Annotated in this window: 19 protein-coding genes; 5 read left to right on the forward strand and 14 right to left on the reverse strand. The window is 57.4% G+C overall.

The window, feature by feature from the left end:
* Nucleotides 1-21 precede the first annotated feature (21 nt).
* Nucleotides 22-945 carry a lysophospholipid acyltransferase family protein gene (locus tag ACR3FC_RS03410; RefSeq protein ID WP_480473407.1) on the forward strand — a complete coding sequence of 308 codons (924 nt, stop codon included), beginning with the start codon at nucleotides 22-24 and terminating at the stop codon, nucleotides 943-945.
* On the opposite strand, the gene ACR3FC_RS03415 is transcribed toward ACR3FC_RS03410, so the two are convergent.
* Nucleotides 946-1,647 carry a DUF1223 domain-containing protein gene (locus ACR3FC_RS03415; protein ID WP_480473408.1) on the reverse strand — a complete coding sequence of 234 codons (702 nt, stop codon included), beginning with the start codon at nucleotides 1,645-1,647 and terminating at the stop codon, nucleotides 946-948.
* Nucleotides 1,648-1,873: 226 nt separating this feature from the next.
* Between ACR3FC_RS03415 and acnA the strand changes: the two genes are divergently transcribed.
* Nucleotides 1,874-4,564 (forward strand): aconitate hydratase AcnA, encoded by a 2,691-nt coding sequence (gene acnA / locus ACR3FC_RS03420; protein ID WP_480473409.1) that lies wholly within the window; start codon nucleotides 1,874-1,876, stop codon nucleotides 4,562-4,564.
* Between the two features lie 135 nt (nucleotides 4,565-4,699).
* The gene (locus ACR3FC_RS03425; RefSeq protein WP_480473410.1) at nucleotides 4,700-5,401 is read left to right on the forward strand and encodes an SDR family NAD(P)-dependent oxidoreductase; all 702 of its coding nucleotides are present in this window, start codon (nucleotides 4,700-4,702) and stop codon (nucleotides 5,399-5,401) included.
* Here the strand turns inward: ACR3FC_RS03425 and ACR3FC_RS03430 are convergent.
* The 10 genes from ACR3FC_RS03430 to yajC all read right to left on the reverse strand — a co-directional run bounded on the left by ACR3FC_RS03430 (nucleotide 5,396) and on the right by yajC (nucleotide 12,402).
* The gene (locus tag ACR3FC_RS03430) at nucleotides 5,396-5,938 is read right to left on the reverse strand and encodes a DsbE family thiol:disulfide interchange protein (RefSeq protein WP_480473411.1); all 543 of its coding nucleotides are present in this window, start codon (nucleotides 5,936-5,938) and stop codon (nucleotides 5,396-5,398) included. The two genes, ACR3FC_RS03425 and ACR3FC_RS03430, sit on opposite strands and share 6 nt — an antisense overlap.
* Nucleotides 5,931-6,089 (reverse strand): heme exporter protein CcmD, encoded by a 159-nt coding sequence (gene ccmD / locus ACR3FC_RS03435; RefSeq protein WP_209503508.1) that lies wholly within the window; start codon nucleotides 6,087-6,089, stop codon nucleotides 5,931-5,933. Before ccmD ends, ACR3FC_RS03430 begins: the two co-directional genes overlap by 8 nt.
* Nucleotides 6,086-6,859 (reverse strand): heme ABC transporter permease, encoded by a 774-nt coding sequence (locus ACR3FC_RS03440; RefSeq protein WP_480473412.1) that lies wholly within the window; start codon nucleotides 6,857-6,859, stop codon nucleotides 6,086-6,088. The genes ccmD and ACR3FC_RS03440 overlap by 4 nt, the downstream gene beginning before the upstream one ends.
* 61 nt (nucleotides 6,860-6,920) lie before the next feature.
* Nucleotides 6,921-7,577, reverse strand: a complete 657-nt coding sequence (ccmB, locus tag ACR3FC_RS03445) for a heme exporter protein CcmB (RefSeq protein ID WP_480473413.1) — start codon at nucleotides 7,575-7,577, stop codon at nucleotides 6,921-6,923.
* Nucleotides 7,574-8,188 carry a heme ABC exporter ATP-binding protein CcmA gene (gene ccmA / locus ACR3FC_RS03450; protein WP_480473414.1) on the reverse strand — a complete coding sequence of 205 codons (615 nt, stop codon included), beginning with the start codon at nucleotides 8,186-8,188 and terminating at the stop codon, nucleotides 7,574-7,576. The genes ccmB and ccmA overlap by 4 nt, the downstream gene beginning before the upstream one ends.
* Before the next feature lie 144 nt (nucleotides 8,189-8,332).
* A complete protein-coding gene (locus ACR3FC_RS03455; RefSeq protein ID WP_480473415.1) occupies nucleotides 8,333-8,686 on the reverse strand; it encodes an Mth938-like domain-containing protein in 354 nt (117 codons plus the stop codon).
* A gap of 12 nt (nucleotides 8,687-8,698) precedes the next feature.
* On the reverse strand, nucleotides 8,699-9,451 hold the full coding sequence (locus tag ACR3FC_RS03460) for a TSUP family transporter (RefSeq protein WP_480473416.1): 753 nt from the start codon (nucleotides 9,449-9,451) through the stop codon (nucleotides 8,699-8,701).
* Nucleotides 9,444-10,418: a protein translocase subunit SecF gene (secF, locus tag ACR3FC_RS03465; RefSeq protein WP_480473417.1), complete on the reverse strand. Its 975-nt coding sequence runs from the start codon at nucleotides 10,416-10,418 to the stop codon at nucleotides 9,444-9,446. The genes ACR3FC_RS03460 and secF overlap by 8 nt, the downstream gene beginning before the upstream one ends.
* 1 nt (nucleotide 10,419) lies before the next feature.
* Entirely contained in the window at nucleotides 10,420-12,081 is a 1,662-nt protein-coding gene (gene secD / locus ACR3FC_RS03470; protein ID WP_480473418.1) for a protein translocase subunit SecD, read from the reverse strand.
* Nucleotides 12,082-12,114: 33 nt separating this feature from the next.
* Entirely contained in the window at nucleotides 12,115-12,402 is a 288-nt protein-coding gene (gene yajC / locus ACR3FC_RS03475; RefSeq protein WP_209503494.1) for a preprotein translocase subunit YajC, read from the reverse strand.
* Nucleotides 12,403-12,603: 201 nt separating this feature from the next.
* Between yajC and ACR3FC_RS03480 the strand changes: the two genes are divergently transcribed.
* Both ACR3FC_RS03480 and serS read left to right on the forward strand, forming a co-directional pair.
* On the forward strand, nucleotides 12,604-14,268 hold the full coding sequence (locus ACR3FC_RS03480; RefSeq protein ID WP_480473419.1) for a mechanosensitive ion channel family protein: 1,665 nt from the start codon (nucleotides 12,604-12,606) through the stop codon (nucleotides 14,266-14,268).
* Between the two features lie 72 nt (nucleotides 14,269-14,340).
* Nucleotides 14,341-15,633: a serine--tRNA ligase gene (gene serS, locus ACR3FC_RS03485; protein WP_480473420.1), complete on the forward strand. Its 1,293-nt coding sequence runs from the start codon at nucleotides 14,341-14,343 to the stop codon at nucleotides 15,631-15,633.
* A gap of 58 nt (nucleotides 15,634-15,691) precedes the next feature.
* Here serS and ACR3FC_RS03490 read toward each other — a convergent pair whose 3' ends face one another.
* The 3 genes from ACR3FC_RS03490 to der all read right to left on the reverse strand — a co-directional run bounded on the left by ACR3FC_RS03490 (nucleotide 15,692) and on the right by der (nucleotide 18,963).
* A complete protein-coding gene (locus tag ACR3FC_RS03490; RefSeq protein ID WP_480473421.1) occupies nucleotides 15,692-16,258 on the reverse strand; it encodes a helix-hairpin-helix domain-containing protein in 567 nt (188 codons plus the stop codon).
* A 92-nt stretch (nucleotides 16,259-16,350) separates the two neighbouring features.
* The gene (locus ACR3FC_RS03495) at nucleotides 16,351-17,334 is read right to left on the reverse strand and encodes a fatty acid desaturase (RefSeq protein WP_480473422.1); all 984 of its coding nucleotides are present in this window, start codon (nucleotides 17,332-17,334) and stop codon (nucleotides 16,351-16,353) included.
* A gap of 165 nt (nucleotides 17,335-17,499) precedes the next feature.
* The gene (der, locus tag ACR3FC_RS03500; protein WP_480473423.1) at nucleotides 17,500-18,963 is read right to left on the reverse strand and encodes a ribosome biogenesis GTPase Der; all 1,464 of its coding nucleotides are present in this window, start codon (nucleotides 18,961-18,963) and stop codon (nucleotides 17,500-17,502) included.
* Between the last annotated feature and the right edge of the window lie 10 nt (nucleotides 18,964-18,973).

The following is an 18,973-nucleotide window of genomic DNA, read 5'->3' on the forward strand; positions in this document are numbered from 1 at the left end:
AACACGCGGTGAGACACCTCCATGCCCGTCGAAAAGTCGGAGCTCAGCCGGTTTGAGCTTGGAAAATACTATGTCGCCAATATGTTCCTGCAGGGAATCATCAGCGCTATGCGCCTGCTTCCTTATGAAAGGCGCATAGCAACCATGGGTGCAATCATGAAAACCCTTGCGCCCGTCGTTGGATTTCGCACCCGTGTCCGCCGGAATCTAAAGCTCACCTGCCCTGAATTGTCTGACGCCGAGATCACAAAGATTTATCGTGACGTGTCGGATAATGCCGGTCGGGCAATAATGGAGCATTTCTCACCCGAAGGTTTCATCGAACGTCAGGTGAACGCCAAGATATCCGGGCCGGGTATTGCTGCGTTTGATGCAGCGATTGCCGAAGGGCGTCCGGTGATGATGATCACTGCGCATTTCGGTCACTATCTGGCCGCACGCGTCGCCCTGCAGAAACACAGCGGCAAACCGATTGGATGCCTCTACCGGCGGATGGCGAATCCTTATTTCAACGACGCCTATGTCGAAGCTTTTTACAAAACCGGCGCGCCGATGTTCGAACAGGGGCGGCGCGGTATGGTCGAAATGGTCCGGTCACTCAAGAACGGTGGAATTATCGCTATCGTATCCGACCTGCATGCGTTAGGGGGCGAAGAGCTGACATTCTTCGGCAAGCCTGCCGTGACATCCGTGTTGAACGCAGAACTGGCCATCAAGTACAAGGCCGTACTTGTACCGTGCTATGCCGTGCGCCAGCCTAATGGCATCGACTTTGAAATCATCCTGCATGATCCCGTTCCGCACACGGACCCAAAGACGATGACTCAGTTCACCAATGACGATCTGGAACAGATCGTGCGGCAGCATATGGGACAGTGGTTCTGGATCCATCGGCGCTGGAAAAGCTGGAACGGGCTTGGCGTCCAACCGGACAACCTGCCCTGATCACTTGGCCCATGTCGCGGCAACAATCGGCCCGTGACCGGCCCTTTGCACAAGCACGACGGCTGGCAAGTCTGGTTCCAGCTGCGCCGAGTAAGTCTGCGGTGTTTGCCCATCCCACTGGCCCGCAATCTGCCAGGTTTCGACAACATTGGCATAATCCAACTCCCGCCCGGCTAACTCTCCGCGACGGATCGAGGCATGGCGCAGGGGCGAATACTGAACGATACGCACGTCATAGGTCTCACCTTCGGGCAATTCCACAGGTGTCACACTCACGGTCACTTCGTCTGCGTCTCGGGTCGCGGTCACCGCTGCCTCGGGGGCGGCCGTTAGATGCGCATCAATCAGACGGTCGAGCTCCTGAGCCTGAGCGCCGACGATATCGTGCTGACCATTTATGATCATCTGGGGCGTATAGATCATGGATTTTCCGTTTTCGCGGGCATAAGCCCGTTGCCGGAACGTGTGATCAGGATCGGCATATTCGTCTTTCCAGCCGATGTAATCCCAATAGTCGACATGCAATGCCAGCCCGATGACATCGTCGCGTTTCGCCAGCTCATGCATGATCCGGTCCGCCGGCGGGCAAGATGAACACCCCTGTGAGGTGAACAGCTCAACCACCACAGGATCCTCACCGGACATGGTTTGGGTGGCGAACAGGCAGGATACGAGGGCGGTCAAAGCAGCGGACTTGAACATAAAAACTCTCGGATTGAACGGGTGTTCTCTGGGATAGCCGTTTTGCCGCTCAACCGCCAATCAACGTTTCTTGAGGGCGGCTTCTGCAATTCGCCGCCTAAATGTGTGCAATGGTATACAAAATTGCAAATCCAGTGCTATTGAACCTTGAACCAACGGCTTGGGTGATGCAGATAACACTCAGCGATGCCCGAAATCCAAGCCATTTGAGAAGGGAGGCCACCAGATGCCCATTAAAGTCGGACAGGATACCGCCAAGACACGCCGCAGCCTGAACGTGAATGGCAAATCCATTTCCTACTATTCGATCCCCGCCGCGCAGCAGGCCGGTTTGGGTGATTTCTCCAACCTTCCCGCCGCGTTGAAAGTCGTGCTGGAAAACATGCTCCGATTTGAAGACAGCGGCTTTTCGGTCTCGGTCGATGACATCAAGGCATTTGCCGAATGGGGTGCCAATGGCGGCAAGAACCCGCGCGAGATTGCGTACCGCCCTGCCCGCGTGCTGATGCAGGACTTCACCGGTGTTCCCGCGGTGGTCGATCTGGCCGCCATGCGCGACGGGATCAAAGGCCTGGGCGGTGACGCACAGAAGATCAACCCGCTGAACCCGGTCGATCTGGTTATCGACCACTCGGTCATGATCGACGAGTTCGGGAACCCGCGTGCGTTCCAGATGAACGTCGACCGCGAATACGAGCGCAACATGGAACGCTATCAGTTCCTGAAATGGGGTCAGAACGCGTTCAACAATTTCCGCGTTGTGCCTCCCGGCACCGGTATCTGCCATCAGGTGAACCTGGAATATCTGGCGCAGACGGTCTGGACCGACACCGATCAGAACGGCGAAGAAGTTGCCTATCCCGACACGCTGGTTGGCACCGACAGCCACACCACCATGGTTAACGGCATGGCCGTTTTGGGATGGGGTGTTGGCGGAATCGAGGCGGAGGCTGCAATGCTGGGTCAGCCGATCTCGATGCTGATCCCTGAGGTGATCGGTTTTGAGTTGACCGGCTCGATGGTCGAAGGCACCACCGGTACGGACCTTGTTCTGAAGGTTGTCGAATTGTTGCGCGCGAAGGGCGTGGTGGGCAAGTTCGTCGAGTTCTATGGCGAGGGGCTGGACCGCCTGCCGCTGGCTGACCGTGCAACCATTGCCAACATGGCGCCGGAATACGGCGCAACATGCGGCTTCTTCCCGATCGACGGCGAAACCCTTCGCTACATGCGCAACACCGGCCGCGACGAAGACCGCATCACGCTGGTCGAAGCCTACGCCAAGGAAAACGGGTTCTGGAGAGGCCCGGATTATGCACCGATCTACACCGACACTCTGTCGCTGGACATGGGCACAATCGTTCCAGCAATTTCAGGCCCGAAACGCCCGCAGGACTACGTCGCGCTGACCAACGCCAAGGCCGCTTTCACCACGGAAATGAAAGAGACCTTCAAGCGCCCGATGGGCAAGGAAGTCGCGGTCAAGGGCGAAGACTACACCATGGAGTCGGGCAAGGTTGTAATTGCTTCGATCACCTCCTGCACCAACACGTCGAACCCTTACGTGATGATCGGTGCAGGCCTTGTGGCCCGCAAAGCCGCAGCGCTGGGTCTGAACCGCAAGCCTTGGGTCAAAACCTCGCTGGCACCCGGTTCGCAGGTTGTATCGGCCTATCTTGAGGCCGCTGGACTGCAAGAAGATCTGGACAAGGTCGGTTTCAACCTTGTTGGGTACGGCTGCACCACCTGCATCGGCAACTCGGGCCCGATCCAGAAAGAAATCTCTGAAGCCATTTCCGAGGGCGATCTTGTCGCCACGTCGGTTCTGTCCGGCAACCGTAATTTCGAAGGCCGTATCTCACCGGATGTCCGCGCCAACTATCTGGCTTCGCCGCCGTTGGTTGTTGTCTATGCGCTGGCAGGTACGCTCGACATCGATCTGACGTCCGAACCTATCGGTCAGGACAAGAACGGCAACAACGTCTTCATGAAGGACATTTGGCCGACCCAAAGCGAAATCGCGGAACTGGTTGAAGCGACCGTAACCCGCGAAGCGTTCCAGTCGAAATATGCGGACGTCTTCAAGGGCGATGAGAAATGGCAAAGCGTAGAGGTTCCGCAACAGGAAACCTATGACTGGCCGCCAACGTCGACCTACATCCAGAACCCGCCCTATTTCCAGGGTATGGGGGCGGAACCGGGCACGATCTCGAATATCGAAGGCGCCAAAGTTCTGGCCATTCTGGGCGACATGGTGACCACCGACCATATCTCACCCGCGGGGTCATTCGCGGCAACGACGCCAGCAGGCAAATATCTGACCGACCGTCAGGTTCAACCGCGCGAATTCAACTCGTACGGCTCGCGACGGGGCAACCACGAAGTCATGATGCGCGGCACCTTTGCCAATATCCGCATCAAGAACGAGATGTTGGACGGAGTTGAGGGCGGCTATACCAAAGGCCCGGATGGCGAACAGACATCGATCTACGACGCCTCGATGGCCTATCAGGCTAATGGCACTCCGCTGGTTGTGTTTGGTGGCGAACAATACGGCGCGGGCTCAAGCCGTGACTGGGCGGCCAAGGGCACCGCACTGCTGGGTGTCAAAGCCGTGATTGCGGAAAGCTTTGAGCGGATCCACCGGTCTAATCTGGTTGGCATGGGCGTTATCCCGTTCGAATTCACCGGTGGAGATACCCGCATAACCCTGGGTCTGAAGGGGAACGAAACCGTCTCGATCCACGGTCTGGATACGGTCGAGCCGTTGCAGATCGTGCCCTGCACCATCACCTATGCAGATGGGGCTGAGACGACCATCCAGTTGAAATGCCGGATCGATACCGCGCCTGAGATCGAATACATCGAAAACGGCGGCGTGCTGCATTACGTGCTGAGAAATCTGGCGAAGGCTGGCTGACGAACGCAGCGGATAAGAAAGTTTTGAGGGCGCCTTCGGGCGTCCTTTCTTTTGCAAGGCTCTGCCTCGCGCTCCGAAGTTTTATTCAGCAGAAGAAGTTGGATATACGCGGCACTCTGAAAACAGGAGGTGGTTATGGAAAAGGTGGCGTTGATAACAGGCGGGGCGCGGGGTATTGGACACGCCATCGTAGAGGAGTTGAGCCGCGACCATAGGGTGGCGTTCACTTGGTTGTCCACCAACCCTCGGGCGACGCTATTGCGGGGGGAAGCTTTGGCGATCCGTTCGGATCTGACGGCTCCTGATCAACCTGCGGCGGTGATTGCGCAAGTGATGGAGCGGTTTGGACGACTTGATGTGATCGTGAACAATGCTGGGTTGGTTCGATCGACGCCAAAAGAGGAGTTCCAAGCGGAGGAGCATCGCGCCATTCTGGATATGAATCTGCTAGCCCCCGCTGCTTTGCTGGCTGCAGCTTTGCCACATTTGGAACGGGGCGCCGCCATTGTCAGTATCTCGTCGATGAATGCAGTGTTGCCGCCCCGTGATGCTGTCACTTATGGTGCCAGCAAGGCGGCTCTGAACCTGTGGACCCGTGCCATGGCCAAAGAGTTGGGGCCAAACGGGATACGCGTCAATGCTGTGGCCCCCGGTGCGATCAACATTCCTGAAGCGCCTCGTTCGGAAGAACTGACAGAACTTTTCGTGAAGGATACTGCGTTGGGCCGGGCCGGACGGCCCGAGGATATAGCCAAAGTGATCAGGTTTCTGGCATCGGACGCGGCCTCGTTCATCACAGGTGAAGTTTTGTCCGTAACGGGAGGCTATCGTTTATGAACCGCCCGCAGCATTCTCAAGCGCAGGCCGGATGGTGCTTGCAATGACACGCTGCGTAATCGGGCCAGCAAAGCGCAGAATGATCGTTCCGTCACCGTCGATCACGTAGGTCTCGGGAACGCCGTACAGACCCCAGTCAATCGCCATTCGGCCCTGTTCGTCGCGGCCCATGGCGGTGTACGGATCACCAAGGTCATCCAGGAAAGCCTCGGCATTGCTCAGCTTGTCTTTGTAGTTGATGCCGTAAACCGGGATGCCTTCAGCCGCCAGAGCCTCGAGGTTGGGGTGCTCGGCGCGGCATGGCGCGCACCAACTGGCCCAATAGTTGACCAGCTTGACCTCTCCGTTGCGCAGCGTTTCATCGTCGAAAAGGGTCTTTCCCGGAAACTCGGTGAGAACCACGGGCGGCGCCGGTTGCCCTTCGCGGGCCGAGGGCAAGGCGTTGGGATCTTCGCGAAACATGCCGATGCCTGCGAGAACCGCGAATGCGCCAAAAATCAGAGGCGGCGCAATCATCAGGGGCGAGATTTTAGCCATTGCGCGACATCCTCTGTTCGACCTTCTCCATTTCCGCACGCACCTTGCGCCCGCGCATCACGCTGAACGCAACCAGTGCCACGATAAGGGCAATGGAAACGGCATAAGACGACAAAACGGCGTCTGCATATTTTCCAAGATCGGGGATCATCCGCCCACCCTTTCCCGTGCCTGTAGCGCCTTGATACGACGGGCGCGAATTTCCGTTCCGGTGCGGTACAACACCAATGCGATGAACAGCAGAACAAATCCGATGATGCAGGCCAGCAGGGGGTAGAAAAAGACATTGCTGACCTTCTCTTCCGTATCCGCCCCGGTAACGGCCCCCGCCCGCATGACCGATGCGCCCTGATGCAGGCCCTGATTCCAGAAATTCACCGCATACCGGCTGAGGATCGCAAAGACCGACCCCACCAGACACAGAACCGAGGTCAGATCGGCTGCGGTATCCGGATCTTCGATAGCTTCCCACAAGGCGACATAGCCAAGGTAGAACAGAAACAGGATCAGGAACGATGTCAGGCGCGGATCCCAGGCCCACCATGTGCCCCACATGGGCTGTCCCCAGATGGCCCCCGTCAGCAGCGCTATCAGGGTCATTACGATACCGATCGGTGCAGCAGCGCGTGCCGCAAGCGCGCTGACATGGTGGCGACGCACCAGCCAAACCAATGAGGTGGCAAGCATCATCAGCCAGCAATTGATCGCCATCAGGGCCGCCGGAACATGCAGATAGATGATCTTGACGGTCGACCCCTGCTTGTAGTCGTCCGGTGTAAAGAAAAAGCCCCATGTCAGACCGACAACGATGCAGATGGTCGAGACAATCCAGAAAAACGGCAGGACCCGTTCGCTGGTTTCAAGAAACTTGCGCGGGTTGGCATATTCCCAGAGGGCGTTGGCTTTGGCTGCGATTGACATGGGCCCTATCTAGTCCGAGTTGGGGTGGTTCTCAATTGACATCCATCAAACTTGTCGCGGTTCACCGCAGATTGATACGTAGCACGGCAGCGCTGGCAAAGGGCAACAATGCAATGGTCGCCGCCGTGATCCCGGCCAGCATCAGCAGTGGTGTCTGCACCTCCATCCCTGTTGCTCCACGCCGGGCAACTTCGGCCCCGAATATCAAGGTGGGGACGTAAAGCGGCAACACAAGAAGCGACAGCAATAGCCCGCCACGTTTCAGACCAACGGTCAGCGCAGCACCAAATGTCCCGATGACGCTCATGGCCGGGGTACCTATCAACAGCGAGATGACCAGCCAGAAGAACCCCGGCACCGGCAGGTTCAGAAGTACGCCCAGAAACGGCGCGGCCAGAACCAGCGGTAAGCCGGTGGTCAGCCAATGGGCCAGCGCCTTGACAGTGACAACCGATTCAAGCGGCAGCGGTGCTGTAGCCAGGAGGTCGAGCGAGCCGTCTTCCCAGTCCAGTGCCAGCAGGCGGTCAAGCGACAGAAGGCAGGCCAGCAAGGCCCCCAGCCAGAGCACACCGGGTGCAATCGTGGACAGAAGCGAGGATTGCGGCCCCACTGCAAATGGCACCATCACGGTCACGATCAGGAAAAAGGCCAGACCCAGCCCGAACCCGCCGCCCGCGCGGAAAGCCAGTTTCAGGTCGCGCAGCAACAGGGCGATCACAGGAAACCTCCGTCGAAATCGTCGATGGGCTTGGGTTTGGCCTTGTTCGGACCGACGTCCAGAACCTCGCCATCCAGGCCAAGATCTATATGGGTCGCGATCAGGGCTGACCCGCCCTGACCCAGATGTACCCGCACAGCGTCGGCAAACATTTGCACCGCGTTTCTGTCCAGCGAGACGGTCGGCTCGTCCAGCATCCAGATCGGCCGCCCTGTGACCAGCATCCGTGCCAACCCCAACCGCCGTTTCTGGCCCGCCGAAAGGTTGCCGGCGTGACGGTCGGCGAGTTCGTTCAATTCAAAAGCGTCCAGCGCCGGCTGGATGTCATATGTGCCAAAGACCGCTGCCCAGAATGTCAGGTTTTCAGTCACTGACAATGTCGGTTTGAGCCCGTCCGAATGGGACGCGTAAGCGATCTGGTCCTCGGCCCCTTCGATCTTGCCTTCCAGCGGAGGTTGCAAGCCAGCCAACGTGCGCAGAAGCGTCGTTTTTCCGATACCGTTCGGCCCCCGCAGGATCAGAGCCTTGCCCGGCGACAGCTGAAAGCTGAGGCCCTCAAGGACGGGAACACCGCCACGTGTGATCGTCAGATCTGTTACAGTCAAAGTCATGAGACCCGCTTAGCGGATTGTCCGCAGGGGCAAAAGGCGAGATTTGCCGCAGGATGCCGGTGCACAACCGCTGCCCCATGTCGGAGTGAGGGGCCAGCCCCCCACACTCCCCGGGATATTTTCGGCCAGATGAAGAGGATCCCGTCAGACTGGGATCAGGGCAAGTGCGATGCGGCGGCCTTCGGCGAGCAGCACATTGTAGGTGCGGCAGGCGGCGGGGGAGTTCATGATTTCGACACCAAGTCCGGCATTCTCCAGCTCAACCCTCAGGGATTGAGGGATGTGGGCCATGTCCGCGCCCGTACCGATGAGCAGGACGTCGATCCTGCCCACCAATTCCAGAAGGGGGTGTCGGTCGTCAAAACCGCCCCACTCTGCAGGGCCTGCCGGGCCTGTCAGGACAGCGCCGTGGAAGACATCACCGCCAATTCGGAAAAAACCGGGGCCATAACCGTCTACGGGTTTGGCATCTGTAAAAGTAATCTGATTCAGACGCATGATGTCCCTTCTTCAATCCAGAAGCGGCAGCCCGGAAATGACGGCGATAAGGATGACCGAATAGGCCGCAAGGCGGTAGATCCGTTCGAGTCTCGGGTCGAACAGTGCTTTGCCGATAAGCGTAGTGATCAGATAAGGCACGCACAGCAGAAGGACAATCCACAGGATCGACAAATCTGCAGCACCGCTGATGAGAATGTTGAAAACGATGACGACGTCCAGCAATGCCAGAAAAATGATGGTGTTGGCGCGAATCTTGCGCACGTCTGTGGAACTGGCCAGATAGAACACGATGACAACCGGACCAGTCAGCCCGGTCATGCCGCCGACAATGCCCGCGCTGCCGCCGATGGCGAGACGTCCGGGTAGTCCCAGTTTCCCCTCCCATCGCCAGCCGGTAACCACGGCCAGCAGGGTCAGACCGGTGATGCCACAGACAACCCAGCGCAACGCAACCGAGTCCACCTGCACCATGATCCACAGCCCCAATGGAACAGTTACGGTTGCAGCAAAGCCCAGAGTGCTGATTTCGACCTTGTCGCAATCCCGCCACGCCTGAGGCGCCAAGGCAAATGTTGATGCGATTCCGGTGGCGGCCATCAGAAAGACCACATCTGCAATAGGCAAGAACTGGGTCGCCACCGGCACAAAGATCATCGCGGTGCCAAAACCTGTGAAGCCGCGGACAAGTCCCGCGGCTCCGATAGTCAGGATCAGCCAAGTGAGGCCCGGCAGGGCCAGGGCCTGTTGCAGGGCCTCAGGCATCAATATTGGCAAACTGGTTGCCCGCCGTGTTCGACGGTTTGGACCAGTCGCGCTTGACCCCCAGCCAAAGCAGGATGGTCGAAGCCACGAAGACCGACGAATAGGTCCCGACGACGACACCCCAGATCATCGCGAAGACGAATCCGCGGATGACGTCCCCGCCCAGCAGATAAAGCGAGATCAACGCCAGCAAAGTTGTGACCGAGGTCATCACCGTCCGGCTCAGGGTTTCGTTGATCGATAAGTTCAGAACCTCTTTCAGATCTTTCTGTTTATATTTCCGCAGGTTCTCGCGCACCCGGTCGAAAACGACCACGGTGTCGTTCAGCGAATAGCCGACGATGGTCAACAACGCCGCTATGATCGCCAGATCAAAGCGGATTTGCAGTTCCGAGAAGATGCCAATGGTCAGGATCACGTCGTGCACCAATGCAGCAACCGCCCCAAGTGCAAACTGCCATTCAAAGCGCAGCCAGATGTAGACAAGAACGGCACCGATGGCCAAGACAACCGCGATAACGGCCGTCTGAATCAGCTCGCCCGACACTTTTGGACCAACGGATTCGACACTTTCAAACGGCAGTTTGAGTCCGGGGTCTGCGGCAGCCAGCGCTTCGCCGACCTGGGTGATCACGTCTGCTGTGACCGCTTCGGCGTCTTCCTGAGCCTGAATACGGATCATTGCGACATTTTCATCGGGACCGAAGCTTGGATCAAAAATCTCGGTGATGGTGACGTCACCCAGTTGCAGCGGAGACAAAGCATCGCGGTAAACACCCACGTCGATTTCTTGTGCGCTTTGGGTACGAATCGTGGTTCCACCGCGGAAATCGATGCCGAAGTTCAGTCCCTGCAGCAGAAATGAGGAGAACGCAATCACCATCATCAGGCCGGAGATTCCAAGCCAGATTTTCCAGCGATTGAAAAAGTCGAACGAGGTGCTTTGGGGTACGAGTTTCAGTCTCATGTCAAACCTCGATCGTTTTTGGTCGGCGGCGTTCGAACCACATGACAACCATCAGGCGCGTCACGAAGATCGCGGTGAAGACCGATGTCAGGATACCCAGGCCCAGAGTGATCGCGAACCCGCGCACAGGGCCGCTGCCCATGGCAAACAGGATAACGGCGGTGATGAAAGTGGTTACGTTGGCGTCCAGAATGGCCGACAACGCCTTTTCATAGCCCAGATCGATGGCGCGGGCTGGACCTCTGGCGGATTTCAGTTCTTCGCGGATGCGTTCAAAGATCAGTACGTTGGCATCCACCGCCATACCGACCGTCAGAACGATCCCTGCAATCCCCGGCAGAGTCAGGGTTGCGCCGATCAGGGACAGCAAACCGAACAACAGGCCCACGTTGATGATCAGCGCGATATTGGCGAAGACACCGAACAGGCCATAGCTGAGCGCCATGAATACCAGCACGGCGACAAAGGCCACGATTGTGGCAACTTTGCCTGCGTCGATACTGTCCTGCCCCAGTTCGGGCCCGATGGTGCGTTCTTCCAGGAATTCCAGCCCTGCGGGCAAAGCACCTGCACGCAACAGGACGGCCAGATTGGTGCTTTCCTCAACGGTGAAATTACCGGTGATGATACCCGATCCGCCCGGGATATGGCTTTGGATCACGGGGGCCGAGATCACTTCGTCATCCAGAACGATTGCAAAGGGTGCGCCGATATTGTCACGGGTATAATCCCCGAACTTGCGTGCCCCGGATGTGTTGAATCGGAAGCTGACCGCAGGGCGGCCGTTCTGATCGAAGGATGGCTGCGCGTCGACCAGTTCCTCTCCTGTCACGACCGGAGCGGATTCGATGGTGTAATAAACGCCGTTTTCGTCGATCGACGGCACGATTTTTTCGCCGACGCCTGCAACGGCATCCGGATCGGTTCCGCGCCCGACAACCGGGTTGAAGGTCAACTGTGCTGTTGTTCCGATAATTTCCTTCAGTTCACCCGCACTGCCGATACCCGGCACCTGAATTAAGATACGATCCGTCCCCTGACGCTGAATTGTGGGCTCACGTGTACCGACTTCGTCGATCCGGCGGCGGATGATTTCCAACGCCTGACGCACCGTGCGGTCATCCGAGGCCAGTTTTTCTGCCTCGGACAGTTGAACAACAATTGTGTCACCATCCGCGCGGGCTTCGATATCTGTGGCACCTACACCTGTCAGGGTCTGCACTTGCCGTGCCAGACCGCGGACAACCTCCAATGCCTGTGGCATTCCTTCGGGCTGGCTAATGCGCACGCGAATCTCACCCGCAGCCGAGTCCTGACGGCGGATGGTTCCCACCGTGGCACGTTCATCGCGCAGGGCGTCGCGGATTTCCGGCCACATCGCCTCCATCCGGGAGCCGTAGACGTCTTGTACTTGTACTTCGGCCAGCAAATGCGCGCCGCCGCGCAGGTCGAGGCCAAGATTGACCAGGGATGACGGCAACCAACTCGGCCATTGCGCGGCTTCAGCCTGCATCTGGGGTGTGTCGTTGCCCAACTCGATCGCGGCCTTGGCGTCGTTGGATTGTTCGACCCGCGTGTAAAATGCGTTTGGCAGGGCCATGAGCAGGCCGGTCACGCAGACCAGCCAGATCAGAACCCGCTTCCAGGTATCAAATTGCAGCATTACCCTGCCTTTTCAAGGAATTGTCGCGCGAAGTTACTTCGCCGGCTCAGTCTTGTTCAGAACCTGGGCGATGGTCGATTTGACCACGCGAATCTTGACGCCCTCGGCGATTTCGACCTCGATCTCGTTATCGCCTTCCTTGACCTTCGATACCTTGCCGATCACGCCCCCCTGAGTGATCACCTGATCACCGCGACGCACGGCATCAACCATGGCCTGGTGTTCCTTCATCTTCTTTTGCTGCGGACGGATCAGCAGGAAATACATGATCGCAAAGATTAGGATCAGCGGGAGAAACTGGGCGATTGCGCCACCATCCATGGGATATTCCTTTGTTCTAGTCTTGCGGCACAGTTCCGCAAATTTGGGCGGAACCTATGCTTTGAAATGTCGGTTTGCAAGCAAAGGCGGTTATGTAACCCACCTGAATACTGGCATGTCCCGGCAACCACGGGCAAAGCGTTGCAGATATGCCCTAGGAACATAACCGAAACCGGGTATAGTTTGTCCGAAGGGGGACACATGACACGGCCGCTCAAGCCTTTCCTTTCGTTGCTTTATTTACTGACTGCCCTGTCGGTGACCGTGTGGCTTTCCGGTGCGGCCCTGTCGCAGGAAGCACCCGCGGAATCCCCCCTGACCGAGACGGCGGAACCGGACACGTTCATGGCCCCGGTCATCGTGGACGGGGACGTTCTGTTTCAGGTGCGAGGATCAAGCGCCCTGCCTGCTCCGGAGCGCGCCGAGGGCGTACAGGACAAGGTCATTGCGGTTGCGGAAGCGTCGGAAGCACCTTTGGTCGAGATCACCTATGAAGAGACCCAGTTTGGCATCTGGATTCTGGCCGATGGTCAAAGAATCTCGATCGTTACCAAGGCTGACGCTGAACTGGATCAGATGGAACTAAGTGTTCTGAGCGTTTTGCATGGCAATGCGATCAAACAGTCCATCGAGGCGTACCGAGCCAACCGAACCGATCAGGCGCGTGTTTCCGGTGCCATAGAAGCGGCCGCCTGGACGTTGGGATTTGTCCTGTTTGTTGTCACTATCCTGTGGCTGCACCGTCGGATCAGGCGTCGCACATTGAAGCTGGTAAAACGCTACTTAAAGGATGTCGAAACGGCGACGGCCAAAAGCGTTCAGGCCGAAGCAATTGCAGCCCTTATCCGCTATGGTCTGAACTTCGTGCTGCTGGTTATCTTCTTTCTCGGCTTCTACTATTACCTGTCCTTTGTACTTTTGGCTTTTGCGGAAACCAGATACTTCGCACAGCTTCTGCTAACCTATCTGACAGAGCCCGTGCTGCTTATCTTCCGGGGCATCCTCAGCTATATCCCCAATCTGATCATGCTGGGCCTGATCACATGGGTCACGCTGTACATCATCAAAGGTCTGCGCGTCTTCTTTGATGCGGTCGAAGCCGGTTCATTCGAAATGGGCGATTTCGAAAAACACTGGGTCAACCCGACGTTCAACATTGCCCGTGTCGCCGTCATTCTGATCGCGCTGGTTTTTGCGGTTCCCTATATTCCGGGCTCAGATTCTGCCGCGTTCCAGGGATTGACCATTCTGGTCGGCGCCATGCTGTCTTTGGGCGCGAATTCGGTCGTGTCCAACATGCTGGCCGGGCTGTTTGTGATTTACCGCAGGTCTACCTCAATCGGCGACCGTATCCAAATCGGAGACCATATCGGCGATGTCGTTCAGATCAAACTGATGGAGACCCACCTGAAGTCGATCAAGAACGAGCTGATCTCGATCCCCAATGCACAATTGATGAACTCAGATGTCGTTAACTTTTCAAAGAAAACCAATGGTGACGGACTATTATTGCACACGACCGTCGGCATCGGCTACGAAGAACCCCCTGAGAAGGTAGAGGCGATGCTGATCGAGGCCGCCAACCGCACCAAAGGTATCAAGGTCAATCCCGAACCTTTTGTGTTGTGGACCGCGTTGGCCGATTACGCGATCAATTATCAGATCAACGGCTACACCACCCGTGGCAGCATCATCCCCAAAATCCGCTCGGACCTGCATCGAAACATTGTCGCTGTATTTAACGAGAACAATGTGCAGATCATGACGCCTTCTTATGTGGCTGATCCGCCCGAGCCAAAAATACCGGCCGGGGCATGGGATGGCCACCTGACGCATGAAACCCACGAAGACGCTGATAAGTCGTAACCGGTGCTACACCCTGCCCTGCAGATGGTGCATAAGCGGGTTCAGTGATTCACGCATTCAAGGATCTGAGACATGCACGACATCCGCGCCATTCGCGAAAACCCTGCCGCCTTTGACGCCGCCCTAGCGCGCCGTGGGGACGCGCCGGTGTCGTCAGATCTGCTGAGGCTGGATGAAAGCAGGCGTGCCAAGATTCTGGCCGCCGAAACCGCACAGGCCGAACAAAACAAGGCCAGCAAGGAAGTCGGCGCTGCTAAGGGACGCGGCGACGAGGCTGAATTCGAACGCCTGCGCGCGCTTGTCGCCGAGAAAAAGGCCGAAGTCGCCCGGATGCAGACCGAGGCCAAGGATCTGGATGCCTTGCTGACCGATCAACTGGCCCGCATCGCCAACCTGCCCGCCGATGACGTGCCGCAAGGCGCGGACGAAAACGACAATGTCGAAGTCAACCGCTGGGGCACCCCGCGTGATTTCAGCTTTGCACCGAAAGAGCATTACGACATTCCCGCCGTCGCAGCCGCGATGGATTTCGAAACCGCCGCTAAAACAAGCGGCAGCCGGTTCGTGAATCTGTCCAAGGGGGTTGCCCGCATCCACCGCGCGCTGGCCCAGTTCATGTTGGACACGCATATCGACAAGAACGGTCTGACAGAAATGCAGACACCGGTTCTGGTCCGGGATGAGGCGATGTATGGCACGGATAAATTGCCTAAATTCGGCGACGACAGCTATCAGACGACCAATGGCTGGTGGCTGATCCCGACCTCCGAGGTTACACTGACCTATTCAGTGGCTGGTGACATTCTCGAAGAGTCTGCCCTGCCCATCCGTATGACCGCCCATACCGTCTGTTTCAGGTCCGAGGCCGGAAGTGCAGGCAAGGACACCGCAGGGATGCTGCGCCAGCACCAGTTCGAAAAGGTCGAGATGGTCTCGATCACCCATCCCGACGCGTCAGATGACGAGCAAAAGCGCATGTTGCGCTGCGCCGAGGATCTGCTGGAACAGTTGGGTATTCCCTATCGCACTGTTGTTTTGTGCACCGGTGATATGGGCTTTGGCGCGCGCCGCACTTATGACATCGAAGCTTGGCTGCCCGGACAGGACACCTATCGCGAGATCAGCTCGGTCTCGACCACAGGTGCGTTTCAGGCGCGTCGGATGAATGCCCGTTTCCGGCCTGAAAGTGGTGGCAAACCCGAATTTGTTCATACTCTGAACGGTTCCGGTCTGGCTGTCGGGCGTTGTCTGATCGCAGTTCTGGAGAATGGGCAGAATGAAGACGGCACTGTTTCGCTGCCCGAGGTACTTGGCCCCTATCTGGGCGGCAAGCTGACCCTGCAACTTGACGGTACTTTGGCCTGACACACAAAACCGGCACCGTCAGGCACCGGTTAGGACATCAACTGAAGGCGAAGAGGTTTTACTTCTTCGCTTTTTTCTTGTCCTTCTTCTTTCCGCCTTTCTTGCCGTCCTTCTTTTTCCCGTCCTTCTTGGACTTTTTGTCCTTGCTGGATTTGGCTTTCACTTTGTCCTTCGCCTTTGAAAAGGCGGCTTCCATCTCTTTACGCTTCTTCGCGGCTTTTTCAGCCTTGGCCTTGGCTTTGGCCTTTTTCTTTTCCGCAGCTTCGGCTTTTTCGGCCGCTGCTTTTTCTTCTGCCGCCTTGCGTGCGGCTTCCTCGACCCGTTTCTCGGCTGCGGCTGCGGCGATTGTTTTGCGGGACGCGGCTTTGCGTGCGGAAGGCCTGCGTACCGCCGGAGTCCGGGCCGCAGTTCGGCGTGTTGTTGGCTTCGCAGCAACCGGATTTGCAGCAACGGCTTCTTTGGCAGATGCAATCAAAACCAACGCGCGCGCCTCACCGATCCGAGGGACCTTGACCAAATCAGCAGGAGCGGCCTTGGCTATTGCCTCGGCGGTCTTGAAGCCATTGGCAACAAGGGCCTGGCCAAGCGCCTCCCCTACACCTTTTATTTCGGTCACTGCGGTCATTATGGGTCCTTTCTGTGTCGTTCTATAAATTCGTATATACACCGGATATACGAAGCAGCAAGCAGCGTAGTGATAACCCCTGTTCTGCCAGCTTAGTTATGGGCAAGACTAGCGGCTCGGTTGTCTCTCGGAAAGGGTACAAGGCGCTTGGCATCTTCGTCCCATAGCTTCAGGTTCAATGCGGCCACGGCCTCGGGAAACTTAATCCGGCGCGGGGTGTATTCCGGCGGCAGGTTATAATGGCAGGCACGCAGGCGATATGATGGGATACGCGCGTTGAAATGGTGGATGTCGTGCAACGTGATGCAGGCCACAGCCATATCGAACCACCATCCGAAATCCAGTGCGGATGATCCCTCAAGCGCTGCTGTCTGAGGGTTCAGATCGGGGCGGCGATCCCAATAGGTATCTTCGAAGTTGTGCTGAAGATAAACAAGGAAGACGCCCAGCATTCCACCCAAAAAGGAAAACACCAACCAGACCCAAATGCCGGTCATACCCGCAATCAGATACAACAATCCTAGAAACACGATGATCGACAGGTTGTGCAACACCACACCTTTAGCGCCAAAACGCACCGTGTTCTTGGGCCAACGGTATCGGATGAAGTAGGTGAACAACGCGCCGACCGGAACCAGGATGAAGGGATTGCGATACAGCCTGTAAAACAAACGCGTTTTCCAATCAGCCGCATTCCACTCTCGCAGAGTCATCGTATGAATTTCACCTGTCTCGCGATGTTCAAGATTTCCGATGCCCGCATGGTGCAGATTGTGGTTCTGCTTCATCACCTCGAACGGGGCGAAAGTGAAGGGAGACAGGCCATGCCCTGCCCATTCGTTTTGAATCCGTGTTTCAAACAGAGAGTGATGCCCGCAATCATGTTGCAGCACATAAAGCCGTACTGCGGCAAAGGCGAACACGATCCCGGCGGGTATCATGATGTACCAGCGATCAACAAAGGTGATCGCAAGGGTCAGCGACGCAAAATACACCGCAAATGTGCCAAAATAACTTGCCGCGGCCAATCTGTTGTCCTGCACCGCGTAATGTCTTGTATATTCCCTCAAATCCATCCAGCCGTCTCCTTACGATGGCCGTTCAGTTTTCTGTTCAAATCTAGGTGCGGCTAGTCCGCATGCAAGCAGTGCGTGCCCAAACAAATGCACACGCATGAATGCTAGCGCGGAGAACAGAAACTGTCACGCCCCCGTGAGGTAAGATGCTGAAAATTGGCGCAGTTACGCGCGGCCCTTGAGATGCTTGGCCAGCGCGCCCGCATTTTTCTTGCGCCGACCCTTATATGGGTTCTTGTCGCCCTGCCCGCGCAGCGTCAGGCGGATTGGGGTGCCAGGCATGTCAAAGTCCTGACGCAACCCGTTGACCAGATAGCGGGTATAGCTTTCGGGCATCTTATCGGGATGAGAACACATCACAACAAAACCCGGCGGCCGCGTTTTCGCCTGGGTCATATAGCGCAGCTTGATGCGGCGGCCCTGCGGGGCCGGCGGCGGGTGCTGTTCCAGCATGGCAGTCAGCCACCGGTTCAACGCCGCGGTTGGCACACGGCGGTTCCAGACGTCATGGGCGCGCAGGATGGCGGCGCGTAATCTCTCAAGCCCGCGGCCCGTTTTCGCCGAGACGGTAACCAGAGGGGCCCCGCGCAGCTGCGGCAGCAAGCGATCAAAGGCATCTTTCAGTTCCCGCAGCTTTTCCTGCTTGTTTTCCTCGACGTCCCACTTGTTTACGGCAACAACAACAGCCCGGCCTTCGCGTTCGGCCAAATCGGCAATTCTCAGATCCTGTTGTTCAAATGGAATGGCCGCGTCCAGAAGTACGACGACAACCTCGGCAAACTTCACCGCGCGCAAGCCGTCTGACACCGAGAGCTTTTCCAGCTTTTCCTGTACCTTTGCTTTCTTGCGCATTCCTGCTGTGTCAAAGATCCGCATCGGAGTGCTTTCTCCGTCCGGGTCGGCCCAATCAATCCGCAGGCTGATAGCGTCACGGGTGATCCCGGCCTCAGGCCCGGTCAACAGGCGGTCTTCGCCGATGATCTTGTTGATCAGCGTGGATTTGCCCGCATTCGGACGGCCAACCACGGCCACCTGCAACGGCTTGGCAGAGGTGATCAGGGGCATTTCGCCCTCACCGTCTTCATCCAGCTCGATCTCAGTTTCCGGGGCTTCTTCGACCTGCTTTTCCTCGGCTGCATCGGCCAAAGGCATAAGCCGAGCATAAAGATCTGTCATCCCTTCGCCATGTTCACCAGAAAGACGCACAGGTTCACCCAGACCCAGGTTATATGCCTCGAGCACCCCGGCATCCGCTGCGCTGCCTTCGGCCTTGTTGGCCGCAAGGATCACGTGCTTGGACCGCTTGCGCAGGATTTCGGCAAACATCTCATCCGTGGGCGTCAGCCCGACCCGCGCGTCGATCATGAACAGGCAGACATCGGCCATGTCCACGGCGCGTTCGGTCAGACGGCGCATCCGGCCCTGCAAACTGTCATCTGTCGCGTCTTCAAGTCCGGCCGTATCGATCACAGTAAAGCGCAGATCGCCCAGACGCCCTTCGCCCTCGCGCAAGTCACGCGTCACACCGGGCTGGTCGTCGACCAGCGCCAGACGTTTGCCTACGAGGCGGTTGAACAATGTGGATTTGCCCACGTTCGGGCGCCCCACGATGGCGAGGGTCAGCGACATGATACTCTAC

The organism is Ruegeria sp. AF3 (assembly GCF_056536285.1).

What these genes read in the sequence shown, in the direction of transcription:
- ACR3FC_RS03410 (WP_480473407.1), top strand. Translation starts at nt 22, where the DNA reads ATGCCCGTCGAAAAGTCGGAGCTCAGCCGGTTTGAGCTTGGAAAATAC.
- ACR3FC_RS03415 (WP_480473408.1), bottom strand. Translation starts at nt 1,647, where the DNA reads ATGTTCAAGTCCGCTGCTTTGACCGCCCTCGTATCCTGCCTGTTCGCC.
- acnA (WP_480473409.1), top strand. Translation starts at nt 1,874, where the DNA reads ATGCCCATTAAAGTCGGACAGGATACCGCCAAGACACGCCGCAGCCTG.
- ACR3FC_RS03425 (WP_480473410.1), top strand. Translation starts at nt 4,700, where the DNA reads ATGGAAAAGGTGGCGTTGATAACAGGCGGGGCGCGGGGTATTGGACAC.
- ACR3FC_RS03430 (WP_480473411.1), bottom strand. Translation starts at nt 5,938, where the DNA reads ATGGCTAAAATCTCGCCCCTGATGATTGCGCCGCCTCTGATTTTTGGC.
- ccmD (WP_209503508.1), bottom strand. Translation starts at nt 6,089, where the DNA reads ATGATCCCCGATCTTGGAAAATATGCAGACGCCGTTTTGTCGTCTTAT.
- ACR3FC_RS03440 (WP_480473412.1), bottom strand. Translation starts at nt 6,859, where the DNA reads ATGTCAATCGCAGCCAAAGCCAACGCCCTCTGGGAATATGCCAACCCG.
- ccmA (WP_480473414.1), bottom strand. Translation starts at nt 8,188, where the DNA reads ATGACTTTGACTGTAACAGATCTGACGATCACACGTGGCGGTGTTCCC.
- ACR3FC_RS03455 (WP_480473415.1), bottom strand. Translation starts at nt 8,686, where the DNA reads ATGCGTCTGAATCAGATTACTTTTACAGATGCCAAACCCGTAGACGGT.
- ACR3FC_RS03460 (WP_480473416.1), bottom strand. Translation starts at nt 9,451, where the DNA reads ATGCCTGAGGCCCTGCAACAGGCCCTGGCCCTGCCGGGCCTCACTTGG.
- secF (WP_480473417.1), bottom strand. Translation starts at nt 10,418, where the DNA reads ATGAGACTGAAACTCGTACCCCAAAGCACCTCGTTCGACTTTTTCAAT.
- secD (WP_480473418.1), bottom strand. Translation starts at nt 12,081, where the DNA reads ATGCTGCAATTTGATACCTGGAAGCGGGTTCTGATCTGGCTGGTCTGC.
- yajC (WP_209503494.1), bottom strand. Translation starts at nt 12,402, where the DNA reads ATGGATGGTGGCGCAATCGCCCAGTTTCTCCCGCTGATCCTAATCTTT.
- ACR3FC_RS03480 (WP_480473419.1), top strand. Translation starts at nt 12,604, where the DNA reads ATGACACGGCCGCTCAAGCCTTTCCTTTCGTTGCTTTATTTACTGACT.
- serS (WP_480473420.1), top strand. Translation starts at nt 14,341, where the DNA reads ATGCACGACATCCGCGCCATTCGCGAAAACCCTGCCGCCTTTGACGCC.
- ACR3FC_RS03490 (WP_480473421.1), bottom strand. Translation starts at nt 16,258, where the DNA reads ATGACCGCAGTGACCGAAATAAAAGGTGTAGGGGAGGCGCTTGGCCAG.
- ACR3FC_RS03495 (WP_480473422.1), bottom strand. Translation starts at nt 17,334, where the DNA reads ATGGATTTGAGGGAATATACAAGACATTACGCGGTGCAGGACAACAGA.
- der (WP_480473423.1), bottom strand. Translation starts at nt 18,963, where the DNA reads ATGTCGCTGACCCTCGCCATCGTGGGGCGCCCGAACGTGGGCAAATCC.